Annotated in this window: 13 protein-coding genes; 8 read left to right on the plus strand and 5 right to left on the minus strand. The window is 51.2% G+C overall.

Annotated features, from left to right (window positions below; all coding sequences use genetic code 11):
• Positions 1–5 precede the first annotated feature (5 nt).
• The 4 genes from HA51_RS03320 to HA51_RS03335 are packed head-to-tail and all read left to right on the plus strand — an operon-like array spanning position 6 to position 3779.
• Positions 6–914: a carbohydrate ABC transporter permease gene (locus HA51_RS03320; protein ID WP_084931848.1), complete on the plus strand. Its 909-nt coding sequence runs from the start codon at positions 6–8 to the stop codon at positions 912–914.
• Positions 904–1743, plus strand: a complete 840-nt coding sequence (locus tag HA51_RS03325; RefSeq protein ID WP_084931849.1) for a carbohydrate ABC transporter permease — start codon at positions 904–906, stop codon at positions 1741–1743. Before HA51_RS03320 ends, HA51_RS03325 begins: the two co-directional genes overlap by 11 nt.
• 8 nt (positions 1744–1751) lie before the next feature.
• Positions 1752–2693, plus strand: coding sequence for a carbohydrate kinase family protein (locus HA51_RS03330; RefSeq protein ID WP_084932098.1), 942 nt, complete (start codon positions 1752–1754; stop codon positions 2691–2693).
• Between the two features lie 3 nt (positions 2694–2696).
• Complete coding sequence (locus HA51_RS03335; protein WP_084931850.1) at positions 2697–3779, plus strand: ABC transporter ATP-binding protein; 1083 nt, start codon at positions 2697–2699, stop codon at positions 3777–3779.
• Positions 3780–3828: 49 nt separating this feature from the next.
• Here HA51_RS03335 and HA51_RS03340 read toward each other — a convergent pair whose 3' ends face one another.
• Positions 3829–4752: a LysR family transcriptional regulator gene (locus HA51_RS03340; RefSeq protein WP_084931851.1), complete on the minus strand. Its 924-nt coding sequence runs from the start codon at positions 4750–4752 to the stop codon at positions 3829–3831.
• Between the two features lie 100 nt (positions 4753–4852).
• Here HA51_RS03340 and aptA point away from each other — a divergent pair, with 100 nt between their 5' ends.
• Positions 4853–6184 (plus strand): omega-aminotransferase AptA, encoded by a 1332-nt coding sequence (aptA, locus tag HA51_RS03345; RefSeq protein WP_084931852.1) that lies wholly within the window; start codon positions 4853–4855, stop codon positions 6182–6184.
• A gap of 295 nt (positions 6185–6479) precedes the next feature.
• On the opposite strand, the gene HA51_RS03350 is transcribed toward aptA, so the two are convergent.
• Positions 6480–7379, minus strand: coding sequence for a LysR family transcriptional regulator (locus HA51_RS03350; RefSeq protein ID WP_084931853.1), 900 nt, complete (start codon positions 7377–7379; stop codon positions 6480–6482).
• Between the two features lie 538 nt (positions 7380–7917).
• Here HA51_RS03350 and HA51_RS03355 point away from each other — a divergent pair.
• Both HA51_RS03355 and HA51_RS03360 read left to right on the plus strand, forming a co-directional pair.
• Entirely contained in the window at positions 7918–9234 is a 1317-nt protein-coding gene (locus HA51_RS03355) for an MFS transporter (protein ID WP_084931854.1), read from the plus strand.
• Positions 9235–9286: 52 nt separating this feature from the next.
• A complete protein-coding gene (locus tag HA51_RS03360) occupies positions 9287–10750 on the plus strand; it encodes an amidase (RefSeq protein ID WP_245840133.1) in 1464 nt (487 codons plus the stop codon).
• Positions 10751–11002: 252 nt separating this feature from the next.
• Here HA51_RS03360 and bamA read toward each other — a convergent pair whose 3' ends face one another.
• A complete protein-coding gene (gene bamA, locus HA51_RS03365) occupies positions 11003–13441 on the minus strand; it encodes an outer membrane protein assembly factor BamA (protein WP_084931856.1) in 2439 nt (812 codons plus the stop codon).
• 204 nt (positions 13442–13645) lie between these two features.
• Positions 13646–15055 (minus strand): MFS transporter, encoded by a 1410-nt coding sequence (locus tag HA51_RS03370; RefSeq protein WP_084931857.1) that lies wholly within the window; start codon positions 15053–15055, stop codon positions 13646–13648.
• Between the two features lie 116 nt (positions 15056–15171).
• Between HA51_RS03370 and HA51_RS03375 the strand changes: the two genes are divergently transcribed.
• A complete protein-coding gene (locus tag HA51_RS03375) occupies positions 15172–16041 on the plus strand; it encodes a helix-turn-helix transcriptional regulator (RefSeq protein WP_084931858.1) in 870 nt (289 codons plus the stop codon).
• On the opposite strand, the gene HA51_RS03380 is transcribed toward HA51_RS03375, so the two are convergent.
• Positions 16028–16930 carry a LysR family transcriptional regulator gene (locus tag HA51_RS03380; protein WP_084931859.1) on the minus strand — a complete coding sequence of 301 codons (903 nt, stop codon included), beginning with the start codon at positions 16928–16930 and terminating at the stop codon, positions 16028–16030. The genes HA51_RS03375 and HA51_RS03380 overlap by 14 nt on opposite strands.
• Positions 16931–16990 lie beyond the last annotated feature (60 nt).

The following is a 16990-nucleotide window of genomic DNA, read 5'->3' on the forward strand; positions in this document are numbered from 1 at the left end:
TGGGCATGCTGAGTTTGCGTCAACGCGAACAACGGCAGGCATGGGTGCTATTAGCACCCATGTTACTGGTGATGTTGTTACTCACCGCCTGGCCGCTGCTGCGCACCATCTGGCTCAGCTTCACCGATGCCGCCTTAATTGGCAGCGGTGAAGCGCCTGGCTGGGTGGGCGTGGAAAACTATCTGTTCGCTCTAACCGATCCCGATTTTCAAGCTTCGCTGTGGCGCACGCTCTATTTCACCGTGGTGTCGGTGGCGTTTGAAGGCGTTATCGGCGTGTTAGTGGCGCTGCTGCTGAATCAAAAGTTCGCGGGTCGTAATATCCTGCGCGTGCTGGTGATTCTGCCGTGGGCGCTGCCAACCATCGTCAATGCCATGATGTGGCGTCTTAACTTCAACCCGGATTACGGCAGTATCAACGCCCTACTGACCCAGCCAGGCATTATCGATGGTTATCGCAGCTGGTTGGGTTCGCCCGATTCCGCGCTAAATGCCGTGATGTTTGCTGACATCTGGAAGAACTATCCGCTGGTGACTCTGCTGGTATTGGCCGCGCTGCAATCGATCCCAGACGATCTGTTTGAGGCGGCCAGGCTGGATGGTGCATCAGCATGGCGACGTTTTCGTGCCATCACTTTCCCAGCGATTGTCGGGCCGCTGAGTGTGGCGCTGGTGCTGCGCACCATCGACGCCTTCAAGATTTTCGACATCATCTACGTGATGACGCGCGGTGGTCCGGTCGATAGCACCAAAACCCTGAGCTTTTATGTCTATCAGGAGTCGTTCAGCTATTTACGTGCAGGCAGCGGCGCGGCCTACGCGATGTTGATGACCTTGCTGTGCGCAGTGCTGATCACTTTGTACATGTTGTTATTGTGGCGTCAGCGCCGTAAAGGGAGCGCGCATGAAGGCTAAAGTACGCATTGCCGCGAAATATTTTGCCGCACTGTTGGTCGCCATCTCGGTGCTCGCGCCGATGGGTTGGCTGTTCCTAATGAGCGTCAGCGCCGCCAGCGATCTCACCCGCGTACCGTTGGAATGGCTGCCGCGCCAGTGGGATTTCAGTCGTTACAGCAAGTTGATTTCTCTCGAACCTGGCCAGCCTGGTACGTTGTTCCTGCACGCTTTGGGTAACAGCCTGCTGGTTGCCACGGGTGCAACCATCATCTGCTTGCTGCTAGCGATTCCGGCAGCGTTCAGTTTTTCTCGCTATCGCGGACGCGACGGTTGGCTGTTTGCCTCGTTGGCGATCTACATGGTGCCTCCGGTGGCCTTTGTACTGCCGCTCTACTTCCTGTTGCAGCAGTTTGATCTCCTTAACACCCGCCCTGGTTTGATCATCGTCTACTGTTCGCTGATCCTGCCATTTCTCACCTGGATGCTGAAGAATCAATTTGATGCGCTGCCACAGGATATCGAACAGGCGGCACGCCTCGATGGCCTGCGCGTGTGGCAGGTGCTGCTGCGTATTACCTTGCCGCTGGCGAAACCGGTGCTGGGGGCAGCAGCGCTGTTTGGCTGGCTGCTGGCGTGGGATGAGTTCTTCTATGCCCTCCTGTTTACCAGCAATATCGCCGCGCAAACTCTGCCGGTGACCATTGCAGGCTTCACCGCCGGGCGCGCCACCGATGATGGCCTGATTGCCGCCGTTGGGATTCTGGCATCACTACCCCCGTTATTTATTGCTATCTGGCTGCAGAAAACATTGGTAAGCGGCTTAGCCAGTGGCGGGAGCAAAGGATGATCGCAAAAATGGATTCGACCTCCACTCTCTATGTGGTGGGCAATATTAACGTTGATTTGATCATGGGCACGCTGGATAGCTGGCCACAGCGCGGTACCGAAGTGATGTTGAATCACAGTGAACTGCGCCCAGGTGGATCGGCGGGCAACTGCGCGCTGGCGCTGGAAGCGATGCAGATCCGCCATCGTGCGGTGGCGAATCAAGGCGATGACGGTCTGAGTACCTGGCTGGCGAGTCACTTCCCGCATAGCGCGGCGCACTGGACACGCTACCACTGTGAAACATCACTGACTGTGGGTGTGACGCATTCCGATCATGAACGCTCTTTCCTCAGCAATCTCGGCCATATTGTGCGGCTCACCGCAGAGGATGTGCTCAACCAGCTGCCGCTGCGCGCCAGCGAAGGCGACATTGTACTGCTGTGTGGCACTTTCTTGTGCCTGCACTTGTACGACGAATATCCGATGTTACTGAGCGAATTACAGCAGCGAGGATATTTAACCGCCGTTGATACCGGCTGGCCCACCCAAGGCTGGACAGATGAGGTTCGGGAGCAGTTTTCCCACTGGCTGCCACTGTGTGACTGGCTGCTGTTAAACGAGGTTGAGACACTCGGGTTGGTGAATTTGCCCGATCTTGAGACCTGTGCGCAGCAACTGGTCAAGCAACTCAGCGGGCGCGGCGGCTGCGTCGTGAAAAGCGGCTCGCAAGGCGCGGGATGCTGGCAATTACAGCAGCACATCAGCCAGCCTGCGCGTCCCGTCACCGTGGTGGACACCATTGGCGCGGGCGACAGCTTCAATGCGGGATTTCTAGCCGCACTGCTGCATCAGCAAGATATCACCACCGCGTTGCAATGGGGCATCGCGGTGGCTTCACTGGCAATCAGTACCTTGCCGCGTCGCTATCCCGACTGGCATCAACTGCAACTTTCCGCACAGGAGCGCTAAATCATGGCCAGTGTTGAACTCGTAAATGTGGCGAAGCGCTACGGAAAACAATCGGTGCTGCATCCACTGGATCTCACCATTCCCGACGGCAGTTTTACCGTGCTGGTCGGCCCGTCCGGTTGCGGTAAGTCCACCTTGCTACGTCTGCTGGCCGGGCTGGAAAGCCTTTCTGACGGCACGATCATGATGGATAAAGTGAAAATTAACGATCGCGACCCGGCTGATCGGGATATCGCTATGGTGTTCCAGAGCTACGCGCTTTATCCACACCTGACGGTCGCCGAAAACCTCGCCTTCCATATGCAAGTCAAAAAAGTGAAGCGCGAAGAGCAGCAGAGCAAAATTGAGCGCATCGCCGGGATTTTGGGCATTGATAAGTTGCTGCAACGCTATCCTCGCGCATTATCTGGCGGACAGCGCCAGCGTGTGGCAATGGGCCGCGCGATGGTGCGCAATCCGCAGGTGTTTCTGTTTGATGAGCCGCTCTCTAACCTTGATGCGCAATTGCGTATGGAGCTGCGGGCAGAGATCAAATCCCTGCATCAACGTTTTAAAACCACCATGGTATATGTGACGCACGATCAGGTCGAAGCCATGACGCTGGCCGATCAAATCGTGGTGATGCGCGAAGGCCGCATTGTGCAACAGGGTGCGCCACTGGCGATTTACGACCGTCCAGCGGATACCTTCGTCGCACGCTTTATCGGTTCTCCGCCGATGAATCTACTGCCCGCCCAATTGATCTCCCGCGAGGGTATTCCCGGCGTACAGTGCCATGATCTCTGGCAGCCACTTCCACCACGCTGGCAAACCGTGGGACGAGAACGCGAAGGTGATAACGTGACCCTCGGCGCACGGCCCCATGACCTCATCGAAACGGAATCTCGTGCACTGGCCTCAGTGAAAGTCGTTGAGATTACGGGTGAATCGACCTTATTGCATCTCGACTGGCACGGACATGCGCTGCACATGCAGGTCGCCGGACGCCATCATGCTGTCAGTGGCGATGAGATGCGAATTGGGTTTAATGCGGAGAGGATCCACCTGTTTGATGCGGAAACGGGATTGCGCTTGCGCGAGAGTTGAACGCATGAATACGCGCCCAGCGACAACGTCGGGCGCGCAGGAATAACGATCATGCGTCTGTCAGGCTGGGTGAAATGTCGAGAAATTGCAGAAATCGGTCCAGAATGGCATTCGTTCGCCTTCCCGTACGCGTTGCGATGGCGATCTGACTACTGAAAGTGAGGCTCTCTGGCGCGACAGCTCGCATCTGCTTTTTCTCCTCCCACTGTGCGGCGTAGTGATCCGGTAAAAAACCGATAAAACGGCCAGTCAGAATTAAAAATGCGATGCCTTCGCGGTCTGACGCCGTGGCAGTACAGTTGAGCAGGTGATGCATGCCAATCGCCTCTGGCGTCATGCGGAAGCTGGGAGCAATAGCATCATATTGCATCAGCCGTTTCTCTTCAGGCGGCATGTTTTGGCTGAACAGCGGGTGTTTATCGCTGCAGTAAAGATTGGATATCTCGTCATAAAGATGGGTGTATTCAAGCCCGGAGATCGGCGATGTCAGCGGCAACGCACCCACATGTAGACGCCCATCCATCAAACCCAGTTCAATCTCAGCAGCAGTCATCATGCTGATGTTAAGACGAATATCAGGACCTTTTGCGCGCAACGAATCAAGCGCATGTGTGATTTTCATCTTCGGCTGTGTCACCAGATTGTTGATAATGCCGATATTTAATTCACCACGTAGCTGCTTGTGCATCTGATTGACCTGCTGACGAAAATTCTCGACCGCCGCCATCATACTGTCGCTGTGACGCAAAATTTCCCGCCCTTCATCGGTCAGAGCAAAACCGGCCCGTCCCCGCTGACACAATCGCATCCCCAGTCGCTTCTCTAAATCACTCATATTTAAGCTAATCGCTGAACGAGTTATGCCCAGTAAGCTCTCGGCCGCGGAAAAACTGCCGCACTCGCTCACGGTTTTGAACGTGCGCAGCAACTTCAGATCAAAATCAGTGACCTGGGCCAGCGATTTGCTTTTCATATAGGTGAGAATTTCCATAAGTGAAGGTGAGTTTATATGCATTTAACTTAACCAATACTTAAATGCAAACTCTTCACACACCCGTCGAGAGGTAACGAATATGTCTGAGTCTGTAAATACTGCGTCACTCAATCTGCAAGCGCACTGGATGCCGTTCAGTGCAAACCGGAATTTCCAGCGCGACCCTCGCTTTATCGTTGCTGCGCAGGGCCGCTGGCTGACCGATGATAAAGGTCGTCAGATATTTGATAGCCTGTCGGGGTTATGGACCTGCGGTGCCGGCCATACGCGCAGTGAAATTCAGCATACCGTGGCGAAACAGCTTGGCACGCTCGATTATTCGCCAGGTTTCCAGTATGGGCACCCCCTTTCCTTCCAGCTGGCCGAGAAGATTGCACAGCGCATGCCCGGCGATCTCAATCACGTGTTCTTTACCGGGTCGGGTTCTGAGTCAGCAGATACTGCCGTTAAAATGGCGCGCGCTTACTGGCGCATTAAAGGTCAGCCGAGCAAAACCAAATTGATTGGCCGTGCGCGTGGTTATCACGGCGTAAATATCGCCGGAACCAGCCTGGGTGGCATTGGTGGTAATCGGAAGATGTTTGGACAGTTCATGGATGTCGATCATATTCCGCATACGTTGCAGAGTGACCTGCCGTTCACTGCCGGTCAGGCTGAAACCGGTGGCGTAGAACTGGCAGATGAAATGCTGAAGCTGATTGAATTACATGACGCCTCAAATATTGCGGCATTAATTGTTGAGCCGTTATCAGGATCGGCTGGCGCGATTATCCCGCCACAAGGCTACCTGCAACGTCTGCGCGAGATCTGTACGCAGCATAACATCCTGCTGATTTTCGATGAGGTCATAACCGGATTTGGCCGTATGGGCCGATGGAGTGGCGCGGAGTATTTTGGCGTGACGCCTGATATCCTCAACTTCGCGAAACAGGTCACCAATGGGGCCATCCCGCTCGGCGGTGTTGTTGCCAGCAGTGAAATCTATCACACTTTTATGTCACAGCCGCTGCCTGAGCATGCCGTCGAGTTTGCCCATGGTTACACCTATTCAGCCCATCCGGTGGCCTGTGCCGCCGGTTTGGCCACGGTCGATTTGCTGGAGAGTGAGGCGCTGATTGCACAATCCGCCGAACTGGCTCCCTATTTTGAGCGCGCACTGCATGCATTACGCGGTTGTCCAAACGTAGTGGATATTCGCAACTGCGGCTTGGTCGGCGCGATTCAGTTAGCACCTCGTGATGGCGATGCGACGATACGTCCGTTTGATGCGGGCATGGCGCTGTGGAAAGCCGGGTTCTACGTGCGTTTTGGCGGCGATACCCTGCAATTTGGCCCGATGTTTAATACGCAACCTGCGGAACTGGATCGCCTGTTCGACGCGGTGGGTGAAGCACTGCATCACACGTATTGAGGCATGCATGATGAACACCACAACGCATTTGATTAACGATCAAATGCGCAAGCGTGATGGACGCCCGCCACGCACAGGCCAAAGTCTACATTGAGAATGGCGTAGCAGAGGGAGCCCCCTTGGCGTTCGAAGGGGGCTTCCTCTCTGTTGTCTGATAAGAAAGCAACGGCATGATTAGCCTATGGCTATTTGAACGTTTCACGCAGCGTTTGATGTTTTGTTTGGCCGGTAAGCTGGGGTTGCGTGCGTAGTGCTTTGGCTGCACACGTTTCAAACATCAGGTTTAAGTGGCATGTTAATAATTCTGACTTTCAATACGGCGCGCAATCATCTCGTGAAAAATACGTGTCGCTAAAGAGATAGAACGCTGGCGTGGTAAACACAGTTCTACTTTTACTTGGCCCATCATCGGGTCAATCAGTGGCAATGCGATTAATTTTTCATGATCGTTGACGTCATTAACATTTAATTGTGGTTGGATGATTAGCGCTAATCCCATCATGGTAAGGCGTTTTTGCACATCCAACGAACTGGTTGTGAATCTGATATCAAAGGTGAAACCTTCACGTTTTGATGCCGTTTCCATTAGTTGCCGCACAGCATAGTTGGAAGGCGGTATTGCGATCGGGTGTTCAGAAACTTCTTTGAGGGTCACATAACTCTTATTGGATAATGGATGGTCGATTGACATTAAAACTTTGTGCTTCAGCTCGCAGTAATTTGTGACTTGTAATTCGGCGTTAACTGGCATGTAAAATGTGAGCGCGACATCGGCCTTCCCGCTGATCAAATTTTCAGCTACATACAAAGCACTCCCGGTCTCAATCTCGAATTGCACTTTAGGATGGAGCGCGCGGAACTCATCAATGACAGGTGCAATAAAGGGGGTAACCAAGCTTTCAGCCGAAGAGATCTTAACAGTGCCCGAGACAATACTTTGTGAAGTTGAAATACGTTCTTTTACTGCATCCAATTCAGATAAAGTGGCCTTTACCGCCTGCGCGAGCAGCTCTCCTTCGCGTGTCAATTTTACCCCTCTTGGTCCACGCTCAATCAGCGATGCACCGTAAAAATGCTCCAACAGCTCAATCTGACGTGTTACTGCCGTCGGCGTAACAAACAACTTTTCCGCTGCCTCTCGTAAAGAGGTCGAGTCGGCAACCATGCTGAAATATCTCAATGCCCTTAATTGCATGTTCCTTTCTCCACGTAAGTTTTATAAATAACTTCAGCTTATGCCTGCTATAGAGGGGCTTTGATGCTCATATGAGATGGATAAAATTTGATAATGAGACACGTAAAATAAATCCCTTCACCCTATGAAATAATTTTTTTATTATAAAAAACAACCTGCTCTCCTTCACATTTCCACGTCGCAAAATCATGACATAGCGCACAAAATTAGTGCGCTATTTCATTTTAACTCCAAAACTATAATGATTAGACAAGAACAAAAATACATAGTTTACATAGGAAATTCATATGGATATATGAAGACATCATTAAACCATTATCTACCCGACTCGCATAGAGTGCCCACATTTTGTAGACACCAACATCGCAACAATGTGCTAGTGCTCTGTTAAGCGCTTTGCTATACCTCAATGACATTTATTAAATCCGGGTTAATGGTTATCCGTCATTACATTGACAATACATGGGTGCAATGAATGCATTTTGTTTGTGCAGACATGCCAGCAAAATCTAATATTTACTTTCCGAGGTATTAATTAATGTCAATATCAATAAATTCCTACCAGGAACAACCGAAAGCAACAAAAAAAGAATTTGCCGCGGTCGTGCTTGGTGCTGCCGTTGAATTTTTCGACTTCAGCGCCTATGCCATTTTTGCCGTCATGATCGGTAATACTTTTTTCCCCTCTGCGAATGCTTTCACAAGTTTACTGCTATCGGTGTCCGTTTTTGCTATCGGATTTATTGTGCGTCCATTGGGGGCTATTTTCATCGGCAGCTATGCTGACAGGGCGGGCAGGAAACCGGCCATGCTGCTCACGATGGTTTTAATGACGATTGGCACCGGCGGTTTAGTTATTCTTCCAGGCTATGAGACCATTGGTATAGCTGCACCCATATTATTGGTGATTGTCAGGATGATGCAGGGACTCGCTTGGGGAGGCGAAGCTGGCCCCTCAACGACTTATATCATGGAGGCCGCTCCAGAAGGTCGCAAAGCATATTACATTAGCTATCAGATCGTTGCGCAAGGTATTGCAGGCATCATGGCCGGGACCATCGGTTTCTTATTGACGAATTTACTGACCTCCGAACAGATGTCTGTATGGGGTTGGCGAATTCCGTTTGCTATTGGCCTTATCATTCTTCCTATCGCCATTTACATGCGTAGAAACCTGAATGAAACGTTTCAAAACCCCCAGGATAGCCGTGACCCTACCACGCGCTCACTTCTTTCTGAGGTATTCAAGAATTACAGAGGCTTAGTTATTACTTGTGTTTTTTTGATTTCAGGCAACGCCATCACCATGTATTTTCTCAATTACATGACCACATACGCTTTGAAAGAGTTGAAATTCTCACCCAGCATAGCGATGGAGACATCCATTCTTATCGGCGTCATTATCATTATCTTTTCATTGCTCGGGGGTTATCTGGCTGATCGGTTTGGCAGAAAAATGCCAATTTTGGTACCGCGCATCCTGCTCACAATATTGATTGTGCCTGGTCTTGAGATCGTCAACAAATTCAACAGCGAATCAGTATTTTTTGCAGTGATCTCCGTGTTAGCCATTTTACAAGGTCTCAGCGGTGCAGGTGTAGTAACAGTACTGTGTGAAAATTTCCCAAAATATATTCGATCGACCGGTTTTTCGATTGCTTATGCATTTGGAATCACCATTTTTGGTGGCACTGCACAAATCGTGTTCTCTTGGCTAATCGAATTGACAGGTAACCCAAGTTCACCGGGCTACTACTTGATGGCGGCAAATATTCTCGGACTCACTGCGCTGATATTATTGAAAGAAAGGAATTCATCTAACAGCGAACACAATATTGTTGCCTACGAAAAATAATGCAACAGCAGAATAATCAAGCGATTAAATCGAGGTCTAAATGAATACCATAATGAGTTGGAATGAATGGGCGAACGTTGATGCTACGGACCTTGCTGCATTAATAAAAAAAGGTGATATCACTGCGAGTGAAGTTGCGCAGCAGGCAAGACTGGCATCAGCCAAAACCAATCCAGCTATCAACGCGGTCATTGAAGTCTTTGATGATGCCGTTAACAATCCCGATAAAAAGACGATAAACGCAGGCGGCCACTTTTCTGGCGTCCCTATTATGATGAAAGATTTAGGCCCAGGCGTAAAAGGTCGTTTACAGGAGCAAGGTTCTCGTTTTTTTAAAGGCTATAAACCTTCTGGAGATGCTTTTTTAACTACGAAAATTCGTCAAGCAGGCTTTAATATTATCGGCAGAACCACAACACCGGAATTTGGCGTATGCAGTTCAGCGGAAAATCCAGAAATCTATGTCACGCGCAATCCATGGAATACGGATTATACGTCATTTGGGTCTTCAGCCGGTGCCGCCACATCCGTTGCGGCAGGTGTTCTTCCTATCGCTCACGGCACTGATGGCGGTGGCTCCATTCGCATTCCGGCTGGTGCGCAAGGTCTGGTAGGACTGAAATGCTCAAGAGGAGTCTTCTCTGTTTCTCAATCCATCTCTGATATTACCGGTTACGTTTCGACCCAAGGCTGTATTAGTCGTTCTGTTCGCGACACGGCAGGTTTTGTAGATGCTTGCCGTGGGGGCGCGCCCGGAGAGTTTATGCCCTACTGGAAGAGCGATGAGCCTTATACGCAAACTATTCAAAAAGATCCCCGTAGATTAAAAATCGCTGTTTCCAGCGAATGGGGAGATTATAAAGCAGATCCACATTTTGTGAGCGAACTTGAGAAAACAGCTGAGCATTTACGTGCTTTAGGCCATCAGGTTGAGTGGGTTACTCCTGACATAGACTTTAACGCATCATATAAAGCACAGACATTATGCTACATTTCAAACTTCGCCCAGTTTATTCAAAATCAACTTGAAGCCAAAGGATTAACAGCCCCGACAGAGGATCTGTTCGAACCTATTAATATTTTACTTTGGGAAAAAGGGAAAGATATTCTTTACCGTGAACGCTGGTTAATGCAAGACACTTTTAACCAAATATCCCGCCAACTGGGTGCATTTTATGAAGCCTGGGATATTATCCTCACACCTTCAATCGCAAAAGCTACACCGCTGATTGGGGAAAAGAAATACCTCACTATTAGTCATAATCAAGATGTGATGGATTGGTTCAGAGGGATATGGGGTATTTTTGCTTTCACACCATTGGCAAACCAAACAGGTACTCCAGGCATTTCGCTACCGCTTGCCTGGCAACAGTCAGGCATACCGCTGGGGATGCATTTTCAAACCCGACAGGCTAATGATGGGCTCTTATTGCAGCTAGCGGCTCAATTAGAACGCGCTGCGGGTGGGCGATTTAATAAAAACATTTTCCCTAAGGTACATGTTACACGCGATTAAGCTTGTCACTAACTTTATGATGTCAAATGGTTGGCGTAATGATGGGTGCAACCATCTTGTAGCAGTTGATAAAAAAGCCACCCATTCGGGTGGCGAAATATATTCATTAGAAAGGCATAACAACGATGGTGGCAGGCACTCATTCCTTGAGCGCCGTACCCTGACTATTTTACTCAAACGCGTATTTTGTTCTGTCTTATCTGTTTAAAGATAACGTAAAACTTGCTTCTTGATTTAACAAACAAATAACCATCACCAAGTTTTACCAATATTAAACTGGAACTGCTCTGATTTGTCGCCTTCATATTTTTTGATTGGCAAGGCATACGAGAATACCAAAGGACCCAACGGTGACTGCCACTGCAAGGCAACTCCGCTCGATACGCGAATTTCACTCGGATCGCCATAATCAGGAATACCTGCCGCACGGGTTGCCGCTGTATTTTCCCATTTGGTATCCCACACGGTGCCCGCATCAACGAACAAAGAAGTGCGCAGTGAATCAGCATAGCGTTCACTGATAAACGGCGTGGGAACGATCAATTCTGCACTCGCTACGGCCATGGCGTTACCGCCGACCGCATCATCCGATTTATTCACCGCACAGTTTCCATAGCTGCTTTCACTGCCCGTACAGCTGTAATAGGCAGCTTTTGGACCGATGGTATTCGATGAGAAACCGCGCACAGAACTTGAACCGCCAGCATAGAAGTTGTCATAAAATGGGACTTCTTTGCCGCCTAATCCATCCGCATAACCTGCTTTGGTGCGACCCATCAACACCCAACGATGATCGCTACTTAGCGGTAAGTAAGCATTAGCACTTAGTGTACTTTTGTAATAACTGTTGGTCGATCCGGGGATCGTCACTTTGGTATTGAAGCCCGCCGAAACACCCGATGTCGGGAAGAAGCCCCGGTCTAATGAGTTATAGTTCCAGCCAACATTCCAGAAGAAATCGTTGGCAACAAATCTCTCATCGCTGGTGGCATAATCATCATCATCATCCGTATCGGTGGTGATCACTTTAGGATGGATGCCCTGCGATCCCAGATAACGCCACATCGATACTTGGGGTGCCATATTGCTGACGCGGTTATAGACGTAATCCAGCCCGGAACTCAGGTTGCTGTTTTCGCTGATCGGGAAGCTTAATGTGCTACTCGCACCCAAGCTCTTCAACGTATATTCAGACAGATCGTTATCTTCAGCACTGTAATCGTTGTAGAACAGCTTGCCACCTAGACTGACACCATCAACGGTGAAGTAAGGGTTAGTTGCCGCCACTTCCACGTAGGTTTGATAATCATTTTTGGTCCCGCTGAAGCTGACGGTATTCCCGGTGCCCATCCAGTTATCCTGGCTGACGCCGAGCTGATAACTGATACCGCTGTCAGTGCCATAACCCAAGCCAACGTTAAAGGTGCCGGTGTTACGTTCTTTAACCTTGTACACCACGTCCACTTGATCGGGACTGCCAGGCACGCGCTGAGTATCTACATCGACGGTTTCAAAATAACCGGTACGATTAAGACGCACCTTGCCCTGCTCAACCTGATCGCTTGCCAGCCACGCACCTTCCATTTGGCGCATTTCACGGCGCAATACCGAATCTTTTGACGTGTCATTGCCTGAAAACTTCACCTGACGCACATACATGCGATGGCCAGCATCCACGTTGATATGCAATTTAACGGTTTTATCCGCATCGTTGATTTCGGGTTGGGTATTCACCTGCGGGAAGGCATAACCGTAACGACCCAGCAGTGCTTTAATCGCCCCTTCCGTCGCGGTAATTTTTGCCCCACTATATAAGGCACCGGCAGGTAGGTGGACGAGTTTTTCAATTTCCGCAGAGTGTCCGGCCATATCACCATTTAAGATGACATCCGACACATGATAAATATCACCCTCATGTAAATTAACCGTCAGATAAATGCTTTTCTTATCTGGCGTTAAACTCACCTGAGTAGAGTCGATATTAAATCGCGCATAACCGCGATCAAGATAATAACTGCGTAGTGTCTCTAAATCGCCAGAGAGTTTCTGTTTTTGATATTTCTGATCGGCAATAAAATTCCACCACGGTACATCATCTCGCAGCTGGAAATGTGAAATCAGCTCATCAGATGAAAAAGCATGATTGCCAACAATATTGATTTGCTGAATTTTAGCGGACACACCCTCAGTGAAGATGAACTTCAGGTCGACGCGGTTGCGTGGCAGCGGCGTGACGACGGCTTTCACGCTGGCGGTATATTTACCCACGCTGTAGTAGAAATCTTCCAGGCCCTTTTCGATGTCCGTTAAGGTGGTGCGATCCAGCGCATCGCCCACACGAACGCCTGAAGCGTCCAGATTCTGTTTAAGCTGGTCGTCCTTTATCGCCTTGTTGCCGGAAAAGGAGATGCTAGCAATCGCTGGACGCTCTTTTACTTTAATCAACAATACGTCGCCGTCGCGCAGCACCTGCACATCTTCAAAGTTGCCCGTGGCAAACAGTGCGCGGATGGTGGAGCGAATATCATCGTCACTGACGCGATCGCCCACACGAACCGGCATACTCAACATCGCTGCTCCCGGTGCGACGCGCTGTAGGCCGTCGAAGTGGATATCCTTAAGGGTGAAATCCTCTGCACCAAAGGCCGTGGTGGTTACCATGAAAAGTAACCCGGTTAACATCTTTTTCATCTGCTATGAGCCTGCCGTTTTTCCATTCAACGCATTTCTGCCGCACCACAAAAAACGGACTGAACACGCGGTTCAGCCCGTTAGTTGCGGCGTAATGTTCCGGAAAAAAGACCACTGCGCCAAAGGTAAATTCAGCGCATCCAGCGGATTTTCACTTACCTTACAGTAAGCTGAAAGGCCGCTGCGGAAATCACAGCAGAAGGATTACCCTTCCACTGTCGCAGGCAGGAAAGTACGACGGTTAAGGCTGGTGACGATCACCAGCAATGCCATCATCAACAGCTCTACACCCAAGGTGCCCGAAATGGCCGCCAGATGATTACCGTGCAGGTTAATCTGGGTGAAAACGCCTCCTAACAACATCGGACCTAAACCCAGTGCCGACTGCTGCACCGTTGATAATACAGCGCTACCCGCACCCGCCTGATGATGCGGCACGCCGCTCATACCAATACGATAAAAGGTACTGACGATAAACGACTGACCAAAACCGATCAGGATCGTGGCGGGAATCAACGTAAAGACACCCACGTCCGGCCACGCCAGCTGGAAAGTGCCAATCAATGCCATCAGACCCACCATTTGGATACCACAGCCGGCCAGCAGCGTGAGGCGTTTGCCGAAGCGCTCGACCATTCGCGTTGAACGCATTGCCCCAATGAAGTAGGCCGCGCCCAGAGCGATAAAGGCATTACCCGACTGGAACGCACTCAGCCCCAAACCTGATTGCAGCGTGAGCGCCACCGCAAACATGAAACCGCTCCAGCATGAGAAAAACAACACCGCCAGTGTCAGGCCGAAACGAACACTCGGCAGACGCAGCAAGGATGGCGGCAGCAAGGGTGCGCCACCCGCCGCCTCCAGTCGCAGCGAACTCTGACGCAAACGATGCAATAACACCGGGAACAGCACCAGCAGCAGAATGCACGGCCAGGACCAGTGCAGTAACGGGCCAAGCGCCAATGCCAACATCAGGCAACCAATGGCGCCCGCCAGCAGTAACGTACCGCTAACGTCCACCTGCACACGTTGATGGTTATGGGTTTCCGGTACGAATCGACGCGCGGTAATCAGCACAAACAGGCAGATCGGCAGATTAATCAAAAACACACTGCGCCAGCCATAGCCGCCGAGATCCGCCTTGATAAGAAATCCCCCCAGCACCTGGCCAATAATAAACGCGAGCCCTCCGATCCCACCGTAAAGGCCAATGGCACGCGCGTGATCCCTGCCCTTTAAGGTGACATGCATGGTGGCGAGGATCTGTGGCACGATAAAGGCGGCACCGACACCCTGAAGTGCGCGGGCAAACATCAACAAACCAACGCTGTTAGCGATGCCGCATAATAAAGATGCAATACCAAAGACCCATACTCCTGCCAGGAAAACTCTACGACGACCATAGTTATCACCCAGGCGGCCGCCCATCGCCAGGCAAATGGCGAAAGCAATGCCATACACGGCAACAATCAGCGCCAGCTCAATCGCTGTGGCGCGCAACGTATGCGCCATGGCATCTAGCGCCACGTTAACAATGGAAAAATCGATCATGGGCAGCAGTTGCCCAGCTAGCAGGACCACCAGTCCCGCACGTTGAAGTTGCGATGTTTGCATCGGTTTTAACCTTGTTTTTAGTTGCAGTACGGCATAGCATCACCTAACCGTTAAACGGGTACCAGTTCTTGTTTATCATGGTATAAATACTACCCGTCTCGTCTGGAGATTCGCTTATGAGCCTGGCTGCCACCCTCGTCAACGCCGAACATAATAACCGCAAACTATTGGGCACCTTTCTGCGCACGCGCCGTGAAAGCCTTGATCCCAATCGGCTCGGTTTGCCGCGCATGCGCCATCGTCGTACGCCCGGTTTGCGTCGGGAAGAAGTGGCGCAGTTAGCAGACGTCGGCGTGACCTGGTACACATGGCTGGAGCAAGGACGCGACATCAAGGCTTCTCCCAAAACGCTCACCGCGATTGCCACCGCATTGCAGTGCAATGATGTCGAGACTCAGCACCTGTTTTCGCTCGCCGGTCATTCGCTACCCTCAGTGCGGGTGGCTGCCGCGTGCTGCAAAATTGCGGCACATAATCAGCAGATGTTGGATGCCATCCAGTTACCGGCAATTATTGAAACCCCGCGCTTTGATATCCTCGGCTATAACGCGGCCTGGTGTGCGCTGATGGGTGTCGACCTAGCGGAAATCGCGGTAGAAGACCGCAATTGCATCTGGCTGGCCTTCAATCATCCTGGTTGGCGCAAAGCACTTAATGACTGGGAAGAAGTGATGCCGCAGATGGTGGCGATGTTTCGTGGACAAATGGGCGAACATCTCGGCGATGCGCACTGGGAGAGTTTCCTTGCCCGTTTGCTCAATAGCTCAGATGAGTTCGCCCAAACCTGGCAGCGCTATGAGCTGGGCCAGGTGGAAAACCGCGTGAAGCGCTTTTATCGTGAGGAAGTCGGTGAGCTCACGCTGCGGCAAAATAACTGGTGGTCTGCCTCTCGCAATGGTGACCGCCTGTTGGTGTATGTGCCTGATGATGAGCAAAGCGCGGTGGCGCTGCAAACCTTGATCAATCCGGCACTCACCACCGCTTAATAGCAAACCAGTCCACCAGCCACTCAGTCAGTGCCGTGATTTTTGCTGACTGCAATTGGCTAGATGGCTTCATCAGCCAGACGCCATCTTCCCCAATGGCCTGCCAGTCTGGCAGTACCTGCACCAGCGATCCCTCTGCCAGTTCCTGCTGTACCAACCAATTGGCAGCCAGTAACACTCCCTGCCCCGCTTTGGCGGCCAAGGTCAGTGCATCCATCTCGTCACTTTCAAAGCGCGTATGAACAGGTACCGCTATCTGATGCCCCTCTTTTTCCAGGCGCCACTCTGGCCAGCTGTGCATAGGCGTAAATCCCAGGCAGTCATGCTGGCGAAGATCATGCGGGTGAATCAGCGCAGGGTGCCGTTCCAGATAGTCCGGCGCGACGCACAGCATGCGACAGGTATCCGCCAGTTTCCGTGCAATGAGCCTGCTATCCGCCAGAACACCGATACGAATGGCCATATCAAAATTATCGCCGAGCAAATCGACATAACGGTCGCTGCAGTTCAACACGATACGTATATCGGGATAGGCCTGCAAAAATCCTGGTAACGCCTGCGCCACCCAACTACGGCCAAAAGAAGCTGGAACCGACAAACGGATAGTACCCGCCGGACGCGCAGCCAACGCGCGCGCTTCCTCTTCCGCCTCACGCAGCAGCTCATCGGCCAGTTCGATTTTACGCCGATAGCGCTGCCCTTCTTCCGTAGGGCGAATGCGTCGGGTGGTGCGTTCGATGAGGCGTATACCCAGGCGTTTTTCCAAGGCCGCTATACGGCGGGAAATCACCGATACATCACGCCCCAGCTCACGCGCCCCGGCACTGAAACTGCCTGCTCGCACTACCGCCAAAAAGGCTTCACGTTGGCGAAAATCATCATCCTGCATTATTGCTCCTGACACAAAAGTCATTTGGATTTGGCAAGGATTATAGCGCCATTTTTGCGG

The sequence above is a fragment of the Pantoea rwandensis genome (genome assembly GCF_002095475.1).
Classification (GTDB): domain Bacteria; phylum Pseudomonadota; class Gammaproteobacteria; order Enterobacterales; family Enterobacteriaceae; genus Pantoea; species Pantoea rwandensis.